General features: G+C 32.0%; 27 protein-coding genes and 1 riboswitch. Of the genes, 1 reads left to right on the forward strand and 26 read right to left on the reverse strand.

Annotation, left to right across the window (positions count from 1 at the left end; genetic code table 11):
* Window positions 1–4: 4 nt before the first annotated feature.
* The 17 genes from FHY60_RS12995 to FHY60_RS13075 all read right to left on the reverse strand — a co-directional run bounded on the left by FHY60_RS12995 (window position 5) and on the right by FHY60_RS13075 (window position 12851).
* Entirely contained in the window at window positions 5–391 is a 387-nt protein-coding gene (locus tag FHY60_RS12995; protein WP_139905447.1) for a metal-dependent transcriptional regulator, read from the reverse strand.
* Window positions 392–656: 265 nt separating this feature from the next.
* Window positions 657–1358 (reverse strand): cytochrome c biogenesis CcdA family protein, encoded by a 702-nt coding sequence (locus tag FHY60_RS13000; RefSeq protein WP_139905448.1) that lies wholly within the window; start codon window positions 1356–1358, stop codon window positions 657–659.
* Window positions 1358–1948, reverse strand: coding sequence for a thioredoxin family protein (locus tag FHY60_RS13005; RefSeq protein WP_243122150.1), 591 nt, complete (start codon window positions 1946–1948; stop codon window positions 1358–1360). Before FHY60_RS13005 ends, FHY60_RS13000 begins: the two co-directional genes overlap by 1 nt.
* Window positions 1948–2208 carry a 4Fe-4S dicluster domain-containing protein gene (locus tag FHY60_RS13010; RefSeq protein WP_139905450.1) on the reverse strand — a complete coding sequence of 87 codons (261 nt, stop codon included), beginning with the start codon at window positions 2206–2208 and terminating at the stop codon, window positions 1948–1950. Before FHY60_RS13010 ends, FHY60_RS13005 begins: the two co-directional genes overlap by 1 nt.
* Before the next feature lie 25 nt (window positions 2209–2233).
* Entirely contained in the window at window positions 2234–2773 is a 540-nt protein-coding gene (locus FHY60_RS13015; protein ID WP_139905451.1) for a permease, read from the reverse strand.
* Between the two features lie 2 nt (window positions 2774–2775).
* The gene (locus tag FHY60_RS13020) at window positions 2776–3195 is read right to left on the reverse strand and encodes an MFS transporter (protein WP_139905452.1); all 420 of its coding nucleotides are present in this window, start codon (window positions 3193–3195) and stop codon (window positions 2776–2778) included.
* Between the two features lie 99 nt (window positions 3196–3294).
* A complete protein-coding gene (locus FHY60_RS13025) occupies window positions 3295–3522 on the reverse strand; it encodes a thioredoxin family protein (protein WP_139905453.1) in 228 nt (75 codons plus the stop codon).
* 21 nt (window positions 3523–3543) lie between these two features.
* Window positions 3544–4560 carry a permease gene (locus tag FHY60_RS13030; protein WP_139905454.1) on the reverse strand — a complete coding sequence of 339 codons (1017 nt, stop codon included), beginning with the start codon at window positions 4558–4560 and terminating at the stop codon, window positions 3544–3546.
* Between the two features lie 72 nt (window positions 4561–4632).
* Window positions 4633–5442 (reverse strand): arsenite methyltransferase, encoded by an 810-nt coding sequence (arsM, locus tag FHY60_RS13035; protein WP_139905455.1) that lies wholly within the window; start codon window positions 5440–5442, stop codon window positions 4633–4635.
* An 81-nt stretch (window positions 5443–5523) separates the two neighbouring features.
* Complete coding sequence (locus FHY60_RS13040; protein ID WP_139905456.1) at window positions 5524–5862, reverse strand: ArsR/SmtB family transcription factor; 339 nt, start codon at window positions 5860–5862, stop codon at window positions 5524–5526.
* 202 nt (window positions 5863–6064) lie between these two features.
* Window positions 6065–7141 carry an ACR3 family arsenite efflux transporter gene (gene arsB, locus FHY60_RS13045; protein ID WP_139905457.1) on the reverse strand — a complete coding sequence of 359 codons (1077 nt, stop codon included), beginning with the start codon at window positions 7139–7141 and terminating at the stop codon, window positions 6065–6067.
* A 27-nt stretch (window positions 7142–7168) separates the two neighbouring features.
* Window positions 7169–7600 (reverse strand): arsenate reductase ArsC, encoded by a 432-nt coding sequence (locus FHY60_RS13050; RefSeq protein ID WP_139905458.1) that lies wholly within the window; start codon window positions 7598–7600, stop codon window positions 7169–7171.
* Between the two features lie 30 nt (window positions 7601–7630).
* A complete protein-coding gene (locus FHY60_RS13055) occupies window positions 7631–7996 on the reverse strand; it encodes an ArsR/SmtB family transcription factor (RefSeq protein ID WP_139905459.1) in 366 nt (121 codons plus the stop codon).
* 243 nt (window positions 7997–8239) lie between these two features.
* Window positions 8240–8572 (reverse strand): hypothetical protein, encoded by a 333-nt coding sequence (locus FHY60_RS13060; RefSeq protein WP_139905460.1) that lies wholly within the window; start codon window positions 8570–8572, stop codon window positions 8240–8242.
* A gap of 603 nt (window positions 8573–9175) precedes the next feature.
* The gene (locus tag FHY60_RS13065; protein WP_139905461.1) at window positions 9176–10489 is read right to left on the reverse strand and encodes a voltage-gated chloride channel family protein; all 1314 of its coding nucleotides are present in this window, start codon (window positions 10487–10489) and stop codon (window positions 9176–9178) included.
* Window positions 10490–10636: 147 nt separating this feature from the next.
* Window positions 10637–11818, reverse strand: coding sequence for a cation:proton antiporter (locus FHY60_RS13070; RefSeq protein WP_139905462.1), 1182 nt, complete (start codon window positions 11816–11818; stop codon window positions 10637–10639).
* Between the two features lie 169 nt (window positions 11819–11987).
* On the reverse strand, window positions 11988–12851 hold the full coding sequence (locus tag FHY60_RS13075; RefSeq protein WP_139906461.1) for an EamA family transporter: 864 nt from the start codon (window positions 12849–12851) through the stop codon (window positions 11988–11990).
* A gap of 55 nt (window positions 12852–12906) precedes the next feature.
* Window positions 12907–12966, reverse strand: a riboswitch (Fluoride riboswitch).
* Between the two features lie 163 nt (window positions 12967–13129).
* Here FHY60_RS13075 and FHY60_RS13080 point away from each other — a divergent pair.
* Complete coding sequence (locus tag FHY60_RS13080) at window positions 13130–14440, forward strand: transposase (RefSeq protein WP_139905463.1); 1311 nt, start codon at window positions 13130–13132, stop codon at window positions 14438–14440.
* A 428-nt stretch (window positions 14441–14868) separates the two neighbouring features.
* On the opposite strand, the gene FHY60_RS13085 is transcribed toward FHY60_RS13080, so the two are convergent.
* The 9 genes from FHY60_RS13085 to FHY60_RS13125 all read right to left on the reverse strand — a co-directional run bounded on the left by FHY60_RS13085 (window position 14869) and on the right by FHY60_RS13125 (window position 21356).
* Entirely contained in the window at window positions 14869–16254 is a 1386-nt protein-coding gene (locus FHY60_RS13085; protein WP_139905464.1) for a transposase, read from the reverse strand.
* An 89-nt stretch (window positions 16255–16343) separates the two neighbouring features.
* Entirely contained in the window at window positions 16344–16847 is a 504-nt protein-coding gene (locus FHY60_RS13090) for an ATP-binding protein (protein WP_139905465.1), read from the reverse strand.
* 243 nt (window positions 16848–17090) lie between these two features.
* Window positions 17091–17528, reverse strand: a complete 438-nt coding sequence (locus FHY60_RS13095) for a very short patch repair endonuclease (RefSeq protein WP_139905466.1) — start codon at window positions 17526–17528, stop codon at window positions 17091–17093.
* A 443-nt stretch (window positions 17529–17971) separates the two neighbouring features.
* Entirely contained in the window at window positions 17972–18373 is a 402-nt protein-coding gene (locus FHY60_RS13100) for a YxiG family protein (protein ID WP_139905467.1), read from the reverse strand.
* A 12-nt stretch (window positions 18374–18385) separates the two neighbouring features.
* Window positions 18386–18682, reverse strand: coding sequence for a hypothetical protein (locus FHY60_RS13105; RefSeq protein WP_139905468.1), 297 nt, complete (start codon window positions 18680–18682; stop codon window positions 18386–18388).
* A gap of 226 nt (window positions 18683–18908) precedes the next feature.
* Window positions 18909–19289, reverse strand: a complete 381-nt coding sequence (locus FHY60_RS13110; RefSeq protein WP_139905469.1) for an RHS repeat protein — start codon at window positions 19287–19289, stop codon at window positions 18909–18911.
* Window positions 19290–19317: 28 nt separating this feature from the next.
* Entirely contained in the window at window positions 19318–19797 is a 480-nt protein-coding gene (locus FHY60_RS13115) for a tetratricopeptide repeat protein (RefSeq protein WP_139905470.1), read from the reverse strand.
* Window positions 19798–19900: 103 nt separating this feature from the next.
* Window positions 19901–20515, reverse strand: coding sequence for an RHS repeat-associated core domain-containing protein (locus FHY60_RS13120; protein ID WP_163216152.1), 615 nt, complete (start codon window positions 20513–20515; stop codon window positions 19901–19903).
* 106 nt (window positions 20516–20621) lie between these two features.
* Window positions 20622–21356: a DUF4304 domain-containing protein gene (locus tag FHY60_RS13125; RefSeq protein WP_139905472.1), complete on the reverse strand. Its 735-nt coding sequence runs from the start codon at window positions 21354–21356 to the stop codon at window positions 20622–20624.
* Window position 21357 lies beyond the last annotated feature (1 nt).

Here is a 21357-nt window from a genome sequence, read left to right on the forward strand (position 1 = left end):
TATTTTACTTATCAATATTAATATTATTTTTTAGTAAATATGCTTCAATCGCTTTTAGCATACCGTCAGTTATAACATGTTCCATTTTACATGCATTTTCATCAGCTTCTTCTGCTGTCAGCTGAAGAGAATGTCTAAGAAACAGGGACATTAATTTATGATTGTTATATATTTGCTGTGAAATCTCTTTGCCTTTTTGGGTTAAGGTTATAGTTCCATAGGCTTCTTTATTCACCAGGCCCTTTTCTTTGAGATAATTCATTGCCTTTGATACACTAGGCTTTGATACTCCTAAGCGTTCTGCTATCTCTACCCCATGAGCATGTCCATGACTTTTCTCTAATATATGAATAGTTTCTAAATACATTTCCATCGATTCATTATTTTTCATTTCATCACTCCGTTTAACAATCACTTAAAACTAGATTGGTTTTGTTAAACACTTGACATTTATAGATAGACCGCCATATTTGATAACGGTTCTCATTCTATCGGTATTATATCATGTATTTTTTCCCATTACAATAGGTTTTGATAAATTTATAACTACTTTATTGGTGTCTTTAATTGCAAAAGTAAATTCCACCTCTCTAGGTGGTAAGAGTGGATTTTAATAGTACAAAGTGGAAGTTAACTTTTCAATTCACCTATGTTTTTTAGAAACCTAAATAAAACATGTAAAAAGCAATAAGCGCAATGATTACTCCCATAATAATTTTAAACATCTTACTAACTCTGCCATAGTTATCACTGGAAGATAACTTTTGTACAAAGCCAATAGAGGTACCTGCTATAAGAACTAAAAAACTATGTCCTAAGGAATATAGTAACAAAAGTAATATCCCCCATAATGGGTTACCTTGCTTGGCTACCATAGCCAGTAACGCAATTAAAACCGGTGTAGCACAAGGTGATGAGAAAAAGCCTCCTAAAATTCCTGCCAGAAAAGCTCCAATAAAACCACGTTTTTTACTAGTTACCATAATATTAGAAGGGGGTATAAAGTTAAATATCTCCCAGGTTTGCAGTGCCATTAAAAGCATGAGTACACCAAGGAATATGTACCACCATGAACCGGTTCCTTGCAAAAGTTTACCTAGTAAAGAAGCTAATGTCCCTAGTATAGTAAATGTTAAAGCCATGCCAAAAGCAAACACTGCTGAAAGATGAAAAGCCTTCTTGGTATCCTGTTGTCCAGTGCCACCTACATATCCTATTACTAAAGGAACACTTGTAAGGGAGCAAGGTGTAACTGAGGTTAATATACCTGCAATTAAAGCTAAAAATGGCGCTAACCACATATTTGCAGTAATTGCTGATGAAATTGCTTCAAGCCACTGATTAATTAGTGAACTCATTATTCTAACCCCATTTCTTTTAGAACTTTCAGCATCTGCTCTTTAGTCATACCACCTTCATGGACAGTAAAAACATGTTCTCCGGTTTCTTTTAAAGAATACATCGTTAAGCCCATTTCATCAGGATTCTTGGGATTATACGGCTTCCCTTTTGCATCAATAAGAATTTGTGTAGGTATTAGGCTTACAGGGTATCCTTCAGCCAAAGATTGATATTTCCAAACATCAACAAACTTAATAATAGCCTTTCCCTGCAGCTCTTCATTTAATTCTTTTAATACAGGTGCCATTTCCTTGCAAGGAATACATGAGTCTGCACCAAAATCAATAATAATTGGAATCCCATAGGATTTTAGCTTTTCAATATTAATTTTTTCAGTAACATGTAATTCAAAATCAGCATTTTTCTTTGGTGCTTCATCATTATTGGGTAAAGCATTATCAGTTATAGCATTGCTATTATTAGCTATGGGTCTGCTGCCTTTTTCTTTTTCATTATTCTTTAAGAACCATATACCTGCTACAATACATATAAGTATTACCGGAACTGCAATTCTTATTACTGTATTTTTATTTCTTTTATCATTCATTAACAGCATCCCTCCTCAGAAGTATCACAAGAACAACCACAGCTTTCTTCTGCCACAATTTGTTCCCCTACATATTCAATAGATGCAGTTGGGCAAAGATTACCACAGCCATGACAGCCATGAACACATCCCTCAGGATAAATTACCACAGGAATAGGTGCTTTTTTCAAATCGTATACCTCATGTGTACATTTATTTGTGCATGCTCCACACTCAATACAGCTTTCGTAGTTAATAACAGGATACCAGGTTTTTGACATAAACATTACCTCTCTTTATATAAATTTATTTATTGATTAACTCAGCCTTTTCATAAATCTTTTCCACTTCTTCTTTTGAGATAAGCTTTGATAGAATATAGGCTATAATGATAATTCCGGGTATATCCGCTAGAAGCCTTGTGAAGGCAAATTTTGCTCCAAGAGATGTCATTTCGAACAACAACATTGGTATTTTAGTTGTTGACCATGCTCCAATAAAAATGAGTATATTACTGAATTTAACACCCTTTTTCATAAATACCGCCGCCACTGGAAAGGCTCCATAGAGAGGGCCTGCAGCCGCTGAACCTATAAGTATAGCTAGTAAAATACCTTTTAACCCGGAACCTTCTCCCATATACTTGATCATTGTTTCTCTTGGCACCCATATATCAAGGAGTCCAAGTAAAACAAAAACCGGAGGGATGACAAGAAGCATTTCTTTGAAAGAGTAAGCCGAAATATTTAGTGCTTTGAAGCCCACTTCATTATTAAATATTGTAAGCATAACTATACCTATTCCTGCAATTATAAATGCTCTATACCTTTTTAATATGGCTTTCATGCTTATCTCACCACCATTCCGATAATATATGCTACAACAAAGGAAAATACAAAGGCTAGTACATTTCTTAAGATGGTAAGCTTTTTACCAAAATACTTTATTTCAACGGGCATTGTCACAACTCCAACCATCATAAGTGTTGAAACAAAGGCTCCAAGCATACTAAAGACTGCAGTTCCAAAGGCAGCAATATTAATTATCTTAGTTTTGCCATATCTATCTCCTAAGGGTCCAAATATAATTGTAAATAACCCAAATGTCAGCATGTAAGCTGTAACTGATGCTGCTGCACTGCTTATACCAATATTTAAATCCTTTGCTATATTTATTAACAGAGGAGCTACGGCGTAGTTATCTCCATTTGCAAAAAAAGCCATAATACTTAATGTCATAATCATGATATTTTTACGTTTATTATCCATTTTCAGAAAACTCCTTATATTGTTATATTTAAATATTCGAATATACGAATATATATTGTCTGTGAAAAGGTCCTATATTAAGGACCTTCTCTTGATGATTTATAGATATTTCTTTATTTCTTCTGCTGAAGGAACTCTTCCCATTATCTTTACCTTTTCATCCACTACCAGTGCCGGAGTCTTCATTACACCATACTTCATAATATCTTTGATGTCAGTTACTTTTTCAATAACTGCATCTAATCCTAATTCCTCTACAGCCTGTCTAGTGTTAGCCTCTAACTTTTTACAGTTTGCACAACCTGTTCCTAAAACTTTAATTACCATTTAAAAATTCCTCCTTAAAATTTAAATAAATATATATGAAAATGCATTAAATAGGTAGCCAATTATGATTATTCCTACAGATACTATACCCACAAATATAACTAATAGTTTAGTCTTTACAACTTTGCTAAGCATAATTATTGACGGCAGAGATAATGCTGTAACAGCCATCATGAAAGATAACACCGTACCAATACCCACTCCTTTGCCAAAGAGTGCTTCAGCTATGGGCAAAGTACCGAATATATCAGCATACATTGGGATGCCAATTACTGTAGCCAATAATACCGCAAAAGGATTTTTACTTCCTATTACACTTTCTACCACAGTTTTTGGTATCAGGTTATGAATCGCTGCTCCGATACCAACCCCTATTAATACATAAATCCATACTCTTTTAAAAATGTCTCTAACCTGCTCCTTAGAATATGCTATTCTTTCATGTCTGGTCATTTCAATTATCTCTGCATCAACATTTTCTATTTCTCTGACATAACCTTGAACATATTTCTCCAGACCTAGCTTGTCAATCATTGTCCCTCCTATTACCGCTAATACAAGTCCTACAACAACGTAAGCTATTGCAATCTTTGGGCCAAAGAAGGATGCTAATATCATTAATGATGCCAGATCCACCAAAGGAGAAGATATTAAAAAAGAAAAAGTGATTCCAAGAGGTAAACCGGCAGAAGTAAAACCTATAAATATCGGAATACTTGAACAGCTGCAAAAGGGTGTAATAGTTCCAAGTAATGCACCCAGTATATTTCCTTTTATTCCTTTAATATTTCCTAATATCTTTTTAGTTCTTTCCGGTGGGTAGTAACTTTGAATGTATGAAATTATAAATATTAGTACAGATAACAGTATGAATATCTTTATAGTATCGTATATAAAGAAGTGGATACTGCCACCTAATCTATCGCTGATTGATAGTCCAAAGACCTTTTCTACCATCAGCTTTACAATCTCATAGAGCCAATTCATCTTCAATAACTGATCATTTAGAAAACTGAAAAAATTTGAAATAATGTCCATTTTTCTCCTCCACTTTTTTCTTCTTTAGCTTTAGGGATTTAATCCCTAAAGCTAAAAAAGAAAGTAATTATACTAGTCCTTTTGGGCTTCAATGTAAAATGAGGCTACAAATTTATCAAGATTCCTGCCGGGAATCCAGGAATTTAAGATCTCCCTGCTATTTGCCTTCTCCGTTAACCTTATATTATTAAATCCTACTTCTGACAGCATCTTTCTTATGTTATCTATATGTTCTGCCCCTGCAATACACCCTGCTACGGCGCTTAAATCATTTTTCATTTCTTCAGGGATTTCAGCGGTGGCAGCTACATCAGATATGGATATACGGCCGCCTTTTTTAAGCACTCTATATGCCTCACTAAAAACCTGTCTCTTATCTAATGATAGATTTATAACACAGTTAGAGATTATTACATCTACAGAATTATCTGCTACCGGCAAATGTTCTATCTCCCCAAGTCTAAACTCAAGGTTTTTACAGCCTTCCTCTGCAACATTTTTTCTGGAAAGTTCAATCATTTCCGGTGTCATATCTACACCGATAACATGACCAGTTTGGCCAACCTTGCTTAGAGCAAGGAAACAGTCAATACCTCCTCCGCTGCCAAGATCCAGCACCGTCTCACCTTCCTTAAGAGAAGCTATGGCGATAGGGTTTCCACAACCTAGCCCCATATTGGATCCTTCAGGGATGTTGTTTAATTCCTCAGTATTGTAACCAAGTCGTTCAGCTGCTTCTTGGATACTGCTGTCTGAAACACTGCTATCTCCACAGCAGCAGCCACCGGTTCCGCAGCACCCAGTTCCACTCTCTTTAAGCTTTGCTACTTTGGAATATTTTTTACGTATATATACTCTAATTTCTTCTTTATTATTAGACATGACTGCACCTCCACAAATTTATGTTCAGAAAATCCCTTCCACATATCCAATGGAACTACTCATTACATGTTGATAAAATTATTATCTACATGTATTCAGGAATTCCTCAGCAGTGTTAATTTTCTTGAGATCCATCTTTAATGTTTCATATTCATCTATGCTCTCTATAATACTCTTTACTACATTTTCAAAGAGCTCATCCTTTAGATTTAAGTAATAATATATAAATTGTTCTTTTCTTTCATCCTTAACAAAGCCCATATCTCTAAGTTTTGCCAGGTGCTTTGAAATTTTTGGCTGTGTCTCATTCATTATGCCGCACATTTGGCAAACACAAAGCTTCTTATGATATAAAAGCACTAGTATTCTTACCCTTGTTTCATCTGAAAGCATTTTAAAAAAGTCTGTTAGTTTATCCATTGATCTTCGCTCCTCTTTATGAAATTGTTATTTTTATGCAATACTTATATACGCATGTGGGTATATATTCATAATATGCCTTTACAATAAGTTTGTCAACTGGTATTTAAAACTTTATCATCCAATATACTACTAGTAAATATCATTACCGCAGGGGTAAAAAAAAAGACCAGCAAAAGCTGATCTTTTTAACTAAGTGAATTTAGCTGTTACTTTTCACTGGGCCTTTCGCCGGAAACCAGTGCTTTGTATTATTTGCTATCTTTACAAGAATAAGCATTACAGGCACCTCAGTTAATACTCCTACTACAGTAGCAAGAGCTGCTGGTGATGTAGTTCCAAATAACGCAATTGCCACCGCTACAGACAGTTCAAAGAAGTTGGATGCTCCTATCATACCCGCAGGAGCTGCAACATCATGGCTTAATTTGAGCCACTTACATGCCAAATATGAAATAAAGAAAATTAAGAAAGTTTGTATAGTAAGCGGTACTGCAATAAGAAGAATGTGCAGCGGATTATTCAGGAAAACCTCTCCTTGGAATGCAAATAGCAGAATCAGCGTAAGAAGCAGACCAACAATAGTTGCATTATCAAACTTGGGAAGAAATTGCTTTTCAAAATATTCCACACCTCTGTTTTTACTTATAAGCACTCTTGTCACGATACCTCCAGCCAGTGGTATTACCACAAAAAGCACCACAGATAAAATCAGTGTATTCCAAGGTACACTTACATCACTGATACCTAATAAGAACTTAACAATTGGCACAAAGGCAATTAAAATGATTAAGTCATTGGTGGCAACCTGTACTACTGTGTAGGCTGGATTACCTTTGGTCAAAGTGCTCCAAACAAATACCATTGCAGTACATGGGGCAGCTGCAAGAAGTACTGCTCCAGCTAAATACTCTTTGGCCAAATCCGGTGTAATAAAGTTTCTAAAGACTACATACAAGAAAAATGATGCTATAGCATACATTGTAAAAGGCTTAATAAGCCAATTTGCAGTCCATGTAACGTACAACCCTTTCGGGTTCTTTCTAACATTTACAATACTGTGAAAGTCCACCTTCATCATCATTGGATAAATCATAACCCATATTAATATAGCCACAGGTATTGATACCTTAGCATACTCAAATTGGTTAAGAAATTCGGGTATTGCCGGAATAAACTTTCCTATAAGAATTCCTACTATCATGCAAGCTGCTACCCAAATAGTTAAATATTTCTGAAAAAATCCAATACCACTGCTATTTTCATTTTCTATTGTCATTAATTAACCCTCCATAAATATATTACTTTATCTAACATCTCTTTCTAAAGATAAATCAATTTCATTATTTTTAATTCTTTTTGCCAAGTCCTTTACTTTTTCTTCAATGATTTTTGCAGTTTTAATAAATTCTTCATCACTTTTACCGGATGGGTCTTCTAATCCCCAATCTTCCTCATGTCTTGATGGTAAGAACGGACATACCACATTACATCCCATTTTTACAACAATATCTACCTCTGGAATATCATCTAGAAGCTTGGATTTATGAGTTTCATTCATATCTACATTATATAAATCCTTTATTATTCTGACTGCATCCTGGTTGATTTGTGGTCTTAACTCTGTTCCTGCTGAATAAGATTCAAAAACATCAGAAGCAAACATCTTTCCTAATGCCTCTGCCATTTGAGATCTGCAGGAATTGTGCACACATATAAAAGCTACTTTTGGTTTCATATTATCATCCTCCATTAAATTAATATAATATTAAAATTGAACTTTACCTTCCTTCAAATCATCACAGCTTAAGTTGCTGTCCCTGTATTTGCTTAGTCTGGAGTAGTCATTCTGACATATCTTCAGCTTTACTGTTTCTTTCTCTATAATCTCTTTTATAAAAGGATATTTACTCATAGTTTCATCATTTAATTTATAGTATACATATTTAGCCTTCTTGAAATACTCAAGTATATTAGCATTTTGAAGTTTTATCAGGTGCCTTGAAGTATTAGATTGATTTATTTCTAATATTGTTTCTATCTCGCAGACACACAGTTCCCCATGTTTTAGCAAATTCAATATCCTAATCCGTGTTTCATCTGCAAGTGCCTTCATCACTTGTATTAGGTCCATCTCTTTGCCTCCTTATATGAATATATTTAATTATAATCATATATGCAACTTGATATTTTTACAACTATTGTTAACTAAAATTATGTTTAATTAACATAGTTTTTACCCATAGAATTATTTTAATAACACTACAGCTTTTCATATTTTACAAATCTTTATCCTTGTATTAGTTTCTTAAATACTATTATGTCACTATTCAGCTTTGGCAGATTTCCTATTATGTCTTACAGATATCAGCTTTATTTAACCATTCAGCACTTTACTTATTTCATTGTATATAGCCTTTTGTGGAATGGCTCCAAAAAATCTTATCTTTTGGTTTATAAAGACATAAGGTATAGCAAACCCTGTATCCATCATCTTCTTTAAGTCCTTATATTTATTATTATCTATGTATCTCACATCGATAAATTCCATTTCAACTTTATCATGAATATTCATTTTTTCCAAAAAGCTTTTTAGATTATCATACTGTTCACCTATAGTCAGTGATAAATCACAACCACTTGGACTTCCACACCCGCCACCCTTATCCGGCAGGACCTCCTTTATACCATATACCTCAATCTTTACCATAGTATCACCTCTAATTCATGATGTATATGAACATATTTGAATTTAATCATATGATAACATTTTTTTGTTAGTTGGTCAAGTTCCTACATTCATACTTTCTATTATATGATGTAATTTCACTATTGTTTAATATTTAATAATATTTTCATTTACTTTTTTCTTAAAAGTGGAGCTAATGAAGCTATTTAGGAAGAATTGCTTAACACTAAATATTATTATATTTCTTAGATTTAAGCTCTTATTTGAATATTAGTTTTGTTCTCTTCAAAATGAAGGTCATAAAATTAATATGGTGCCATAAAACTTAAACTCCAATGAAGTATCCTGTTATTGGAGAGCGGGGCTGTGGCATTAGCGATTTTTAAGTGCTAATGTGACAGCCCTCAATAGAAATATTAACCAAACATTAAACAATAGTGTTAAAATATAATGAATAGAAAGTTAAAGAACGTTATAAATGCAAAACACCCTTTAGCTTTCTTCGCTAGAATTATTCAACTCAATACCAACTATCCAACAATAAATAGCCCTTATTATGGTCTCAACAGGAAATACTAATATAAACATATATTTTATTATAAACTATTCTAGCTGTATTCTTTACTAATTATTTAATCTCCGTAAACTTCTCACAGATCCTATAGTTGTATTTTCCGGTAGTTGAAGTATTTTACTCTTTGCATTATTAATTTTTTGTGAAGTATATATTCCATGATACCCAGAAAATAAATAACTAATAATGCAAGCCATAAATAAAAATATAATTGCGTCTCCATGAAATAATTCTAATCCTAGAAAGAAAGATGAAATTGGAGTGTTAGTTGCTCCGCAAAACACTGCAATAAGTCCTAATCCTGCTAGAAAAGATGGTGATAAATTAAATATTGAACCTAATGCATTACCAAAAGTTGATCCAACAAAGAATAACGGGGTAACTTCACCGCCTTGAAATCCTGTTCCTAGAGTAATTGATGTAAAAACTATCTTCCATAGAAAGGCCATCTTTGATACACCTTGATTGAATGACGCCGATATACTTGATAATCCAAGTCCTAAATATTCTCTCGTTCCAATAAGCAGGGTTAGCAGTATTATAACTATTCCACCCACTATACTTCTTACTAACGCATTTTTAAAGAACTTAGAGAATATTCTTTTACACTCATGAATACCTTCACTAAAGACTATACTAATTATACCAAATAGCAAAGATGCTATAACTACTTTTATAATTACTGAAACTGAAAGTTCAGGTATACCGCTCATTATATAATGAGCATGCCTTGCTCCCAGTGACGTTGCAACTAAATTTCCTGAGAAACTGGCTATAAAACATGGGATTAGGGCACTGTATTCCATGGTGCCTATAGAGATCACTTCCATTCCAAAAATAGTACCTGCTAACGGAGTACCAAATACTGCTCCAAAACCGCTGCTAATTCCACACATTAATATTATTCTTTTATCTGTTCTATCGAGTTTAAATATTTTTCCTATAAATTCTGCTATGCTGCCTCCCATCTGTACTGCTGTGCCTTCTCTTCCGGCTGAACCACCAAATAAATGAGTAATTACTGTACCTATAAAAACTAAAGGAGCCATCCTTAAAGGTATTTCCTTGTTACCTTCATGAATTTGATCTAATATCAAATTATTCCCTTGAGCTGATACTTTGCCATATTTAGTATAAAGAAAACTAACAAAAGCTCCTCCCAAGGGTAGAAAGTAAACTAACCAAGGATACTCAATTCGTTTGTCCGTAACTGTCTGCAAACTTAATAAAAACAATTCAGATAATATTCCTATAATTATTCCTACTATGCTACCCAGTATAATCCACTTAATTAAATTTGCAAGAAGTGCTGCATGATTAACTCTTTTTACAACTGATAAAAATCTTTTTCTTATCTCTGACATATTAGACCTCCAAATAGGACATAATTGCAAATAATTTCCTTAATGTTATGTTATTTTAATATAATATCACAATTACTTGCTCATTATATTTCCCCTTCACAGCTAAAAATCTTCTTGAAAATACATTTATAGCAATTGCTGATGCATCTAATCCATAGGTAGCCAATGTTCTCCTGCTGCTTTTATTCCAATCGCCCCAAGCGGTGCTGTTATAATTATTGAAAGAACAGCTATGGCGAGAATTAGTTCTCCTGACTTTACTCCTGCAGCAAGCGGCACAGCTCCAATGGCTGCCTGTACTGTTGCCTTTGGCAGGTAGGCTATTACGCAAAACATTCTTTCCTTCATGTTTAAATTAGTTCCCGCCAGCGAAACCAAAACACCTATACTCCTGAAAATTAGTCCTATTACAATTATTAGAACTCCAATTACGCCTGAACCCAATGCTACCTGAATATTTACCTGGGTACCAACGAGCACAAAGAGCAAAATTTCAGCAAATACCCATACCTTATTATATTTCATCGCCAATCTGTTAGCTGCGTTTGGATGTTTTTCAAGCAGTATAAATCCTATGGTCATTACTCCCAGTAAACTTGCTATTGGAACAACATTTTTTAATAGCTCCTCTATTCCTGTCAGAATAATTGCCGCTGCAATTAGTATTAAAGTTTTCTTCGTGTCCCTCATATGATATTTCTTAAAGAGCATGGTCAATATTATGCCAGTAAGAACACCTATACCAATTCCAAGTAAAATAGAAATAGGTATGTCCAGTACTTTTCTAGTAATATTAACATGTTCGCCGCCATACATACCTAAGAAGGTTGAAAATAAGGTTATTGCAAATACGTCATCTATAGAGGCTCCTGCCAGGATTATTGTAGGGATACCTTTGTTTTGTCCTCTCTTGTTTTGTATGAAATTAAGCATCTGCGGAACAACCACCGCCGGTGAAACTGCCGCAATTATAAAACCAAGCATCCCTGCCTCAATTTTTGATATTCCTAAGATATAGCTCCCTGCAAACATTATTGCAAAGCCTTCGAAAAGCCCAGGCACACAGCTCATTTTTACAGCGGGTACACCTATTTTGTGCAGGGTGTCCTTTTTTATTCCAAGGCCTGCCCTTAACAGAATTACTATTAAGGCAATTTTTCTTAGATCCGGCGAAATCCTTAGTATATCCTCGCTTATATAATTCGTTACATAGGGTCCTAACAATACTCCCAAAATAAGCATTCCCAAAAGTCCTGGAAGCTTGATTTTCTCAAATAACCTGTTGAATAATAGTCCTAAAATAATAATAATAGCTAAACTTAGCGCCATTTTTCATCTTCTCCTTTGTTTATCAATTTATTAGAAAAAGTATATTATGCTTCTGCAAATCATTCTTCAATGCAAAGATAATCTATAAATAGTTTGCTGCTAAACTTCTCTCAAATTCACATTAATATATTTTATTGAATAATACCTATCATCTCCTTAATCATATTACCTATTTTATTAAAAGTACCAAAGTACCTGTTACAATTATTATCAAGCCTGCGAATGACTTTATTGTAAGTTTTTCTTTTAAAATAAAGAATGAGAATACAACAGCAACGACAATACTTAATTTATCTATAGGAACAACTACACTGGCAAGCCCGGTCTGAAGGGCCCTGTAATAGCAGAGCCAGGATGCTCCCGTTGTTATACCTGAAAGGCAGATAAACAACCAGCTTTTTTTATCGATATTTTTTAATTCCCCCTGTTTTTTCATAACAAAAACTACTAACCAGGCTATAATCATTATCACAACGGTTCTGATAGCAGTTCCTAAATTCGATTCAATGCCAGTGATGCCAACCTTTCCAAGAATTGAAGTCAAACTGGCAAATACCGCTGACAGTGCAGCATAAAACAGCCATCTATTACCCTTGACTTCCTTTGCTTGACATTCCTTCTTGGTTATCATCATGTATGTACCTATACCAATGGCAATCATACCAATGAGTTTAATCCAAGTTACCTTTTCGCCTAAAAAGATAAAAGCGAGAATCATAGTTAATACTGTACTTGATTTATCAATGGGGGTCACTTTATTTACATTCCCAAGTTGAAGCGCTTTGAAATAACAAAGCCAGGAAACACCGGTTGCCACCCCTGACAAAATAAGGAAAACCAAAGTATGTCCACTTATAGCGTAAATAGTACTTTGTGATCCAACAATAAAGACCATGAGCCATGAAAAGATTAATATAACAATAGTCCTGATTGCAGTTGCAAGATTAGAATCCGTATTTCTTATTCCAATCTTAGCTAAAATAGCAGTGATTCCAGCAAAAAAAGCTGACCCAAAAGCAAATAATACCCAAATTAAAATCACCTTCTTTTTATATTAAAATGCAAAAATCTCCTGCTGACGAAAAAAATCATCAACAGGAGTCATTAGCATTTCAGCGGTTATGGTGAACTCCATCATCTCATTCATTTAATGTTATAGCCTTGAGCATAATTCTAATGCCTTGATATTACTAGCCCGTAAGGGCTAATTTTTTTTTATCACTCAAATATATGTCATAGGATTTCCTCACTTTTTGTCGAATTATACTATATAACCACACATAATATAAAAACAATAAGGAGGAAATCTCTATGTACCAACGTCAAGAAATCTTTAACATAATTGAACTTTTTACTTCTCAAAAGCTTATCAATTTTTATACAAAAATCTTCGATAATCTTGATTTATCTTCATTACCCGATAGGGTACCTTCAAAATATGGTCCTACTGGGTTTTCACGTCATGCTCTTTTTAGAGCTTTCATTGTCATGAAATGTGAAAAATTTGCCCAAATTACTGACCTTAAAGATTTTCTAGAAAATAATCTAATAATTGCTCAGCTTTGCGGTTTCAATATTTCTAAACCTTTACCTTCATACTCGGTTTTTCAGAGATTTATAAAAAATTTATCTAATTCTTATCTTAAAGAAGTCATGAAACACCAAGTTAATATTCTTAAAGAACTTGGTTTTATTGACAACAACTTTATATCAGTTGATGCCACTCCTGTTAAGGCTAATACTAAATTTAATAATCCTAAATGCTTCGCAAATAACAAATTTTCTAAAAATAATCATCCTTCTTCTGATAAAGATTGTAAATTAGGTGTTCATACTGCTAATAACTCTATGAATGTTCAAGTTTTCGAAGATAAACCCAATAATTCAAAGAAAAAATGTGAATTTTACTGGGGATATAAAAATCATGTTATTTGTGATGCTATCTCCGGTCTCCCAATTGCTGAATTTACTACAACCGCTGATGTTAATGAAATTTCTAACTTTACAGAAATACTTTCTGATACCAATGAGTGGTTTCCACTAAAAGGTAGTTATATTATTGCTGATAAAGGTTATGACTCAAAGCAAAATCATGATTTTATTCGTAATACCCTTAAAGGCCATGCCTTCATTGCATTAAATAAACGTGGGTCAAAACCTAAAAACTTAACATCAACAGGCAATGTAATATGCGATGCCGGATTAGCAATGCATAAAGATGGCAAACAATATTTTGATTCATATATTAAACAAAAGTTTTGCTGTCCGTTTAGGACTTCTAAAGATGATTCTTTATGTCCATGTAAACACGAAAAATTCTTTAATGGTAAGAAGAACAGAGGTTGTGTAAAATACATAAGCATCGGAACTGACTATAGATCCTCTATAAATCGTGATTCTATATTTTTTAAAAAAATATACAGCCTTAGAACTGAGTCTGAAAGATACAATTCTAGGTGGAAGAATCTAAATACCGAGCAAGCTTATGTTAGAAATATTAACTCTGTTACTAATTTAAATACAATGGGACATATTTGCCTTTTAACTATTGCAATTGCTGCTATAAAATCTGGTTGTGTTGATAAATACAAATCCCTATCGGGATTAAAAAGAACAGCTTAAACTAAGTTATATCAAAATTTTTAAGCATCCATTTCACCAAGGGGATAGTCTACCCTTTTTTTGTTTCTCTCATTTCAATTTAAGTTCCATTTTAGATAGTTAGGCTACGCTTAGTAAAAATTGTAATAATTTAACTTTTGTTGTTCTATTTTTTATTTAATTATGCTCATATCTATAATGTTATTATACGCTACTTGGTTGAATTTGTAAACTACATTTTTTATATTCAGCTCCAAAGATTAAATTAATTTATATTTGAAAAATCTTCTTAAATTCAGTTTTTATTTTTCAGAAAATTAAGAAAATATTTTCATTCCGATTTATTGAAAAAAAGACGTCTCAGGTTGCTTAGCAACCAATTAAAAAAAATTTATTTTTTTCTTCCATAGGGCTTTATTTTTATCACCACCTTTGATAAACTTATAGTGCTATAAGTCACGTATTTTTATATGTTGATTTAATCGTGAAATATCTTCAGATATTAGAGGGGCTCGTCTAAAAGCTTCTAATATTCTTGAGGATATTTCTTTTATACCAACCTTTAATTCTTTTATTGCTGCGCTACCTTTTTCTAACAGTTGTCTTAATATATCTGAAATCTGTATCAATAAATAGTGGTTTTTCATAGCTTGATAGTTTAAACAACAAGCATGTTCTATATCATATCGTATATTCTTTTGATTATTAAAACCTTCATTTTCAATTTTCCATCTGCTTCTACCAGCCGCTACAATTTTAAGAGCATTTTCCTTTGTAGTTTTTATGTTCGTAACAAAAACGAAGTTTTTGGTAATCGGATCACTATTGCTTGAATCATTAGATTTAGTATAAACTGTTTCAGTAAAATCTACTGTATTAATAAATCTATTTTTATATGAGACTTCATTAATATACGTTAAATTCCTAATAAATTGCTGTTTTCCTAAAGTAAAGTTAGAATTAACTTCATTGTTTTCAAGGCCTTTTATAATCTCAATTTCCTTCCAAAGTGTTTTTGCTCTTCCTTCTTTAAATCTAAAAATAAATTTCCAATTATATTCATCACATAGTTGATAAATTGGTTCACAAGCATAAAGACTATCCCCTAGAAGACAGATATTAAGCTTTCTAAACTTGTATTTTAATTTTTTCATTAGTCTTTTAGCTGCGTTTATTTCACAATCCTGCTTGCTAACGCTCTCGGTCTCATTTTCAACAAATTCAGTCAGTACACTAAATACCATATCTCCTAAAACTAACTTTGCTTCTAAAACCGTATGATAATATACAGTTTTCTCTACTTCTCCAGTTTCTTTATTTTTATACTCTTTTTTTAAACAGTGATCACAATGCTTTTCGTTAAAAGAAAATAGTTGAGAGCCATCAATAGCGATACACCAGTATCTATCCATCAATCTATATTTTTCCAAGGATCTCTTTCTAAAAAGTTCTCTTATCATATAGTCTCTAATTTTTTCTAATTCACTTGCTTCTAACTCTTTTAGAAAATTATTAATTGTATCATAATGTGGTATTTCTTCTAAAGATTCATATCCCAATGAAGCTGCAATATTATTTATTACAGCTTTATTGTTAAAATCTCTTGTCATTTTGTTCATACTTACTATTCCTGAAACATTTTTCATTATTACTGTAAACAGTATTATTTCTGGTGCATAAGTAACATAACTCTGATTTCTTTTATCTTTTACACTTGCTAATTTCTTATTTAAATCTTTAAAAAAGTGGTTTTTTATTTTTATAAACTCTCGGAAATAATTTATTTTTTCTCTTTTTCTCTCTTTTGTTTTCTTGTTATTTTTTCCATATTTCATCCCCGCAAACGTAGTAAATTAGGCACTTTACCTTATTATATTATGCCATATTTTATTACATTTTTGGATACTTTTAACTCGAAATATATTTAATCTTTAATGCTGCAAACTACTAATGTTCCTTTTTCATTTTTAATTAATTCATTATACTGTGGTAACTGTTCAATTTCATCATTTTCCAGGATAATAAGGGACCATTCACCAGTCTGTAACACATAATCAATATCCCACATTCTTCCTGATAATTCTCCATTCTTAAGACTGACAACTGTCAGCCTCCTGCATTGTGATAAAGATGCAGTTTTAAGCCCTAAACCAAATCGTCCAAGGTCATCAGGTTCCCTTTCTTCTATAGGATTTTTACTGCCATACTGCATTGCAATATTCAACTCATCTCCTGTCATACCTAATCCATTATCAAGAATTGAAATGTAAGGTTGTCCTATTGGAAAGAATTCGATATTTACTACAGATGCTTGTGCAGTAATGCTATTATCTATTATGTCTGCGATTGCAGTATCAAGAGAGTATCCTATTGCTCTCGTAGATTCTATAAGTGTTGGAGCATATGGCGGTAAGTTAATAGTTCTCATAATACACCTCAAACTAGCAAATATTAATCTGTATCAGATTTTATTTAAATCACCTAATTACTTTTTCCAAAATATACTAATGCAAATTTAGAAATTATATTCAGTATAAAAAGAATTATATGAAAATTATGTAATTATATTATAATCCTAAATATTTCAAATTTCTACGAAATTAAACAAATAACCTTCTAAACAAATACTTCATTTCCAAGAAGCTTTATAATATACTAAAACTATTCATAGCTAATCATTTGATTTTTTCACTTTCTTCCTTGCTTGTATTGACTCTATTATCTTTTGGGTGCATTCCTCAACATCTTTTATTATTTCAAATCCCCAAAATCTTATTACCAGCCAACCGTTATCTTTAAGTATTTTGTTAACATTTTTATCCCTTTGCATATTTCTTTCAATCTTTGAAATCCAATATTCTTTATTGGATTTTATATTATCCTTTTGATTTGCCCAATTGTAACCATGAAAAAATTCACTATCACAGAACACAGCAATCTTATATTTCTTTATAGCAATATCTGGAGAACCAAATATGTCTTTACAATCTACACGATACCTCAAGCCATTTTTCCATAATGACTTTCTTAACATGAGTTCAATTTTTGTATCTTTTCGTTTTATAGCTTGCATATTCTTTCGTCTTTGTTCTTTTGTATGCCTATCCATAAAAATCACCTACCTATAAAACTCTTGTTTATATTATAAGTAACTTTATTATTATTTAAAATTCATTAACTATGGAATCTCTTCCCAATAGTAATAAAATTTCAAATAACATATTAATGGCATAAACAATTAAGCAAAACCTATACCTTAATGCAAATATCCTTAGCTCTGCGTATTTGGCAGCCCCCCTAAGCAAAAATTCCCTCAGACTAATAGTTTGAGGGAACATAAAACACACTTCAATATTTACTTAAAAACCTTCGAAACCTTTGATAGCAGCCTATTTCCTCTCTATCCTAACCACTATCTCAACGTGTGCTGTGATAGAAAGATGATACTAATACGCATTAATATTGATTTTGCGAAAAGATGTACCCCCTAATATATAAGAGATTATAAAATTTAACTCCATGCTAGAAGTATAAATATTAATAAGTATTACACTAATTATCTTTATTCAAATCATAAACATTATCATTAATAATCAATTTATTGGCTTCTATTAATAGCATTGTATTCCAAATTTCAAGTAAAAAATTAGGTTTGGCAAAAATCTTTTTATTCAAAAGGCTTCCTTCAACATTTAGTTTAGCATTTGGATTATATGTTATAGACGTTAAATCCATAAAAGTCCATTGTTCAATATCACTCCTGTCTTTTCCCTGTTCAAAGGAACTATTGACCCAGCTATAAGCTGTAACATCTTTAAAAATAACTATAAAAGATGTTTCTATGTTATTTTCACAGCTTTTTATAACAAGTTTAATATAATGCTCTTTCATATTTATATCAAACTCTTCTATTATTGTACCCCACAATGATTCTAATAGCTTATTTATATTCATACTTTACCCTCTTTACCTTGCAAATTTATCAATTATCCTACATATTTCATTGAAACTATTTTTAGTTATATCGATGTGGGTCAAAGCTCTGTCGTTAGTAAAATTTCCCAACTTATCAACAGTACCTTTATTTCCTATTGAAAGTCTCCAATAATTGGTTCTCCCACCGCCTGTATTCATTATTCTTAGAGTTATTTTTTGTATTCGTATAACCCATCCATCACCAGCTGCATTCTCTAACGTTCCTCCATAATTGTTTGCAATCTTTTGTGCTAGCTGATAATAAGGATTGGCCAATACATAAGTCATCAACATGCCTGCAAGGTTCTTTATAATCTAACCTGCAAACTACCCTAGTGCAGCTCCTCCTACCACAAATCCAGCTATAGTTGCATTTCTTTTCCATCCTGTTAGTTTATAATAGTCTGCAACAGCTTTCAACAGCTTTGCCAAGTAAGCCACCTAATCCTGCACCTACAACATTTACCACAACATGTCCACTAGGACCTGCTTAAATAACAGGATTATTCTGTGCTTATGTGTATTGATTTGAGCTCAAGATATCAACTTCAAACTCATGGAAAGTATCCCTTGTTATAAACCTTCCAACATTTGCATCGTAATATCTTGCCATCAAGTAGTAAAGTTCTGTTGCTTCATCATATCTGTATCCTGCATATCTTAATGGGTTAGTTGATGCCATTGAACCTGATTGAGATACAATATTTCCATAAGCATCATAATTATACTCTGCAACAACATTACCACTTCCATCAGTTAAAGCAATCACATCTCCATGACCGTTTACATGGTAATAATAAGTTACCCCATTCTTTATAATTGTTGCTGGATTGCCTTGTGCATCATATGTGTATTCGGCAATAATATTGTTGTTTTCATCTGTTTCATAGACCACTTTGTCCCCATTAAAAAGATATAACTATTTATCTATATATTAATTTTGAAAATTTCTTTATTTTACTAAATTTAATATCATAGCTTTGTCTTTTTATAAGATTTTCATATAAACTCATAGCATTTTGTTTTTCATCTGCAAATATAAATGAGTTTAAAATATTTATTAGGGATTTATCATAATAAAACTCTTCATCTAGTATAATTTTTAGTGCTTCTTTATAATAAATATTAGCTTCAGAATAAAACTTTCTTTTATAATATAAGTTACCCAATTCTATTAAAATAGCATATCTTTCATAATTTGAAATATCTTTGAGTTCAAAAAGAGCCTTTTTTAATATGCTAATTGCTTTTTCTCCTTGGAACAACATTTCATATTTTACAGCTCGATATAAATAATCTTTATAACTCTCTAACTTCTTAAAATATTTTTTATATATATTCATACTAATAACTACTATCGAAATAGTAATAAAAAATACCCAAAAAAACTTATATTGATTCATATATATTCAACTCCCTAACTCAGTATAATTAACCAAATCTAGAGAGATATATATTTCTCTAGATTTGGTTAATACTCAAGTAAAATTTCAAATAATTATATTTTTACATACTATCAATTAAGTTCAGAACATAGTTTTCTATTTGTAAAATCTTATTATCTATAATCATACCTATTGTAGTTTTATCAAATGCACCATCAAAATCATAATACTTACTAGCAATACTAAAAGCATCTGCCAATCGTCCTGCACCCAAACCTGTTATAAATCCTTTTAGTAATCCTTTAAAGGTTCCCATTACACTATTAACAATAACACTAATAGTTTTAGACATCTGCGGAACAAATATCTTGGATTTAGCAGCAATCGAAGATATTTTATAAGCTTCAATTCCACCTATAAATCCAGCACCAAATGTAATTATAGTATTGAGTATAGTATGCTGTCTCCAATCCATCCCAATCATTTTGATGATGTATTTAGCACCATTTTTTACACTCTCTAACCAATGCCCACTTGGATCTACAAACATTACAGGATTGTTATTTGTGTAAGCATACTGATTTAAACTTCTTGGCTCATCTTCAAACCCATGGAAAGTATCCCTTGTTATAAACCTTCCAACATTTGCATCGTAATATCTTGCCATCAAGTAGTAAAGTTCTGTTGCTTCATCATATCTGTATCCTGCATATCTTAATGGGTCAGCTGATGCCACACTACTGCTTTGAAATAACAACTACGTAGTAGGCAGTATCTCTTTTGTACAAGAAAGAGTATAGTTATCCTTTTAACTACACTCTTTCTGAAAATTATATTTATGGCTATAATGTTATCTTTAAATAATTTTGGCAACTTTGTTTTGAAATATGCTCATTTCTTTTTATAATATCATCAATGAAACTAAAATCACCTTGCAAAATAGCTTCCCTGATATTTCTATATTCTAAAAAATTGAAAAGCTCTTCTGCTTTCTGAATTAACTTTGTTTCTTGATGCTTATTTATAGTTTTTTTTGAGTATATCTGTTGATTAAACCAATTATTCATATCATTTTCAATTTTCCCAATAACTAATAATGCTTCATCATACATCTTAAGTTTTAAATAAAGATATAACATATCATATCCAAATAAAACATCACCATAAACTTTTTTTTCAATTTCAGATACTATTTCATAATAACTTTTTGTATCAACAATTTTCTCAAATAGATATAAAATTTTTTTAAATTCATTTGCAACATGTTCAATTTTGTAATTAATTAAACTGATATTATTTTCATCAAAATCCCACCATAAGTCATCACTATAAAGAAACATACCTAATCTTTCTCCATTTATTACCAAATCCCGAACATCAAACCCCATACAAAATGGCTTAAAGTTAATATTAATTGTGAATGCTCTTCTTAAACGATGTTTTTCAATTCCTACAACTTGAATAATTTCACTTCCAATAACACGATAAAAATATTTTCCTTTTATAATAAAATTTAATGGCATTAGCATTTCTTTAAAATGCTCTTTATAACATTTAATTAAATAATCTTTTGACATA

The sequence above is a fragment of the Clostridium thermarum genome, assembly GCF_006351925.1.
GTDB classification, from domain to species: domain Bacteria; phylum Bacillota; class Clostridia; order Clostridiales; family Clostridiaceae; genus Clostridium_AU; species Clostridium_AU thermarum.

What these genes read in the sequence shown, in the direction of transcription:
- FHY60_RS13020 (WP_139905452.1), bottom strand. Translation starts at nt 3,195, where the DNA reads ATGGATAATAAACGTAAAAATATCATGATTATGACATTAAGTATTATG.
- arsM (WP_139905455.1), bottom strand. Translation starts at nt 5,442, where the DNA reads ATGTCTAATAATAAAGAAGAAATTAGAGTATATATACGTAAAAAATAT.
- FHY60_RS13125 (WP_139905472.1), bottom strand. Translation starts at nt 21,356, where the DNA reads ATGTCAAAAGATTATTTAATTAAATGTTATAAAGAGCATTTTAAAGAA.
- FHY60_RS13015 (WP_139905451.1), bottom strand. Translation starts at nt 2,773, where the DNA reads ATGAAAGCCATATTAAAAAGGTATAGAGCATTTATAATTGCAGGAATA.
- FHY60_RS13105 (WP_139905468.1), bottom strand. Translation starts at nt 18,682, where the DNA reads ATGACTTATGTATTGGCCAATCCTTATTATCAGCTAGCACAAAAGATT.
- FHY60_RS13005 (WP_243122150.1), bottom strand. Translation starts at nt 1,948, where the DNA reads ATGAATGATAAAAGAAATAAAAATACAGTAATAAGAATTGCAGTTCCG.
- FHY60_RS13085 (WP_139905464.1), bottom strand. Translation starts at nt 16,254, where the DNA reads ATGAAATATGGAAAAAATAACAAGAAAACAAAAGAGAGAAAAAGAGAA.
- FHY60_RS13115 (WP_139905470.1), bottom strand. Translation starts at nt 19,797, where the DNA reads ATGAATCAATATAAGTTTTTTTGGGTATTTTTTATTACTATTTCGATA.
- FHY60_RS13000 (WP_139905448.1), bottom strand. Translation starts at nt 1,358, where the DNA reads ATGAGTTCACTAATTAATCAGTGGCTTGAAGCAATTTCATCAGCAATT.
- FHY60_RS13025 (WP_139905453.1), bottom strand. Translation starts at nt 3,522, where the DNA reads ATGGTAATTAAAGTTTTAGGAACAGGTTGTGCAAACTGTAAAAAGTTA.
- FHY60_RS13070 (WP_139905462.1), bottom strand. Translation starts at nt 11,818, where the DNA reads ATGGCGCTAAGTTTAGCTATTATTATTATTTTAGGACTATTATTCAAC.
- FHY60_RS13080 (WP_139905463.1), top strand. Translation starts at nt 13,130, where the DNA reads ATGTACCAACGTCAAGAAATCTTTAACATAATTGAACTTTTTACTTCT.
- FHY60_RS13030 (WP_139905454.1), bottom strand. Translation starts at nt 4,560, where the DNA reads ATGGACATTATTTCAAATTTTTTCAGTTTTCTAAATGATCAGTTATTG.
- FHY60_RS13060 (WP_139905460.1), bottom strand. Translation starts at nt 8,572, where the DNA reads ATGGTAAAGATTGAGGTATATGGTATAAAGGAGGTCCTGCCGGATAAG.
- FHY60_RS13055 (WP_139905459.1), bottom strand. Translation starts at nt 7,996, where the DNA reads ATGGACCTAATACAAGTGATGAAGGCACTTGCAGATGAAACACGGATT.
- FHY60_RS13090 (WP_139905465.1), bottom strand. Translation starts at nt 16,847, where the DNA reads ATGAGAACTATTAACTTACCGCCATATGCTCCAACACTTATAGAATCT.
- FHY60_RS13050 (WP_139905458.1), bottom strand. Translation starts at nt 7,600, where the DNA reads ATGAAACCAAAAGTAGCTTTTATATGTGTGCACAATTCCTGCAGATCT.
- arsB (WP_139905457.1), bottom strand. Translation starts at nt 7,141, where the DNA reads ATGACAATAGAAAATGAAAATAGCAGTGGTATTGGATTTTTTCAGAAA.
- FHY60_RS13065 (WP_139905461.1), bottom strand. Translation starts at nt 10,489, where the DNA reads ATGTCAGAGATAAGAAAAAGATTTTTATCAGTTGTAAAAAGAGTTAAT.
- FHY60_RS13010 (WP_139905450.1), bottom strand. Translation starts at nt 2,208, where the DNA reads ATGTCAAAAACCTGGTATCCTGTTATTAACTACGAAAGCTGTATTGAG.
- FHY60_RS13095 (WP_139905466.1), bottom strand. Translation starts at nt 17,528, where the DNA reads ATGGATAGGCATACAAAAGAACAAAGACGAAAGAATATGCAAGCTATA.
- FHY60_RS13040 (WP_139905456.1), bottom strand. Translation starts at nt 5,862, where the DNA reads ATGGATAAACTAACAGACTTTTTTAAAATGCTTTCAGATGAAACAAGG.
- FHY60_RS12995 (WP_139905447.1), bottom strand. Translation starts at nt 391, where the DNA reads ATGAAAAATAATGAATCGATGGAAATGTATTTAGAAACTATTCATATA.
- FHY60_RS13100 (WP_139905467.1), bottom strand. Translation starts at nt 18,373, where the DNA reads ATGAATATAAATAAGCTATTAGAATCATTGTGGGGTACAATAATAGAA.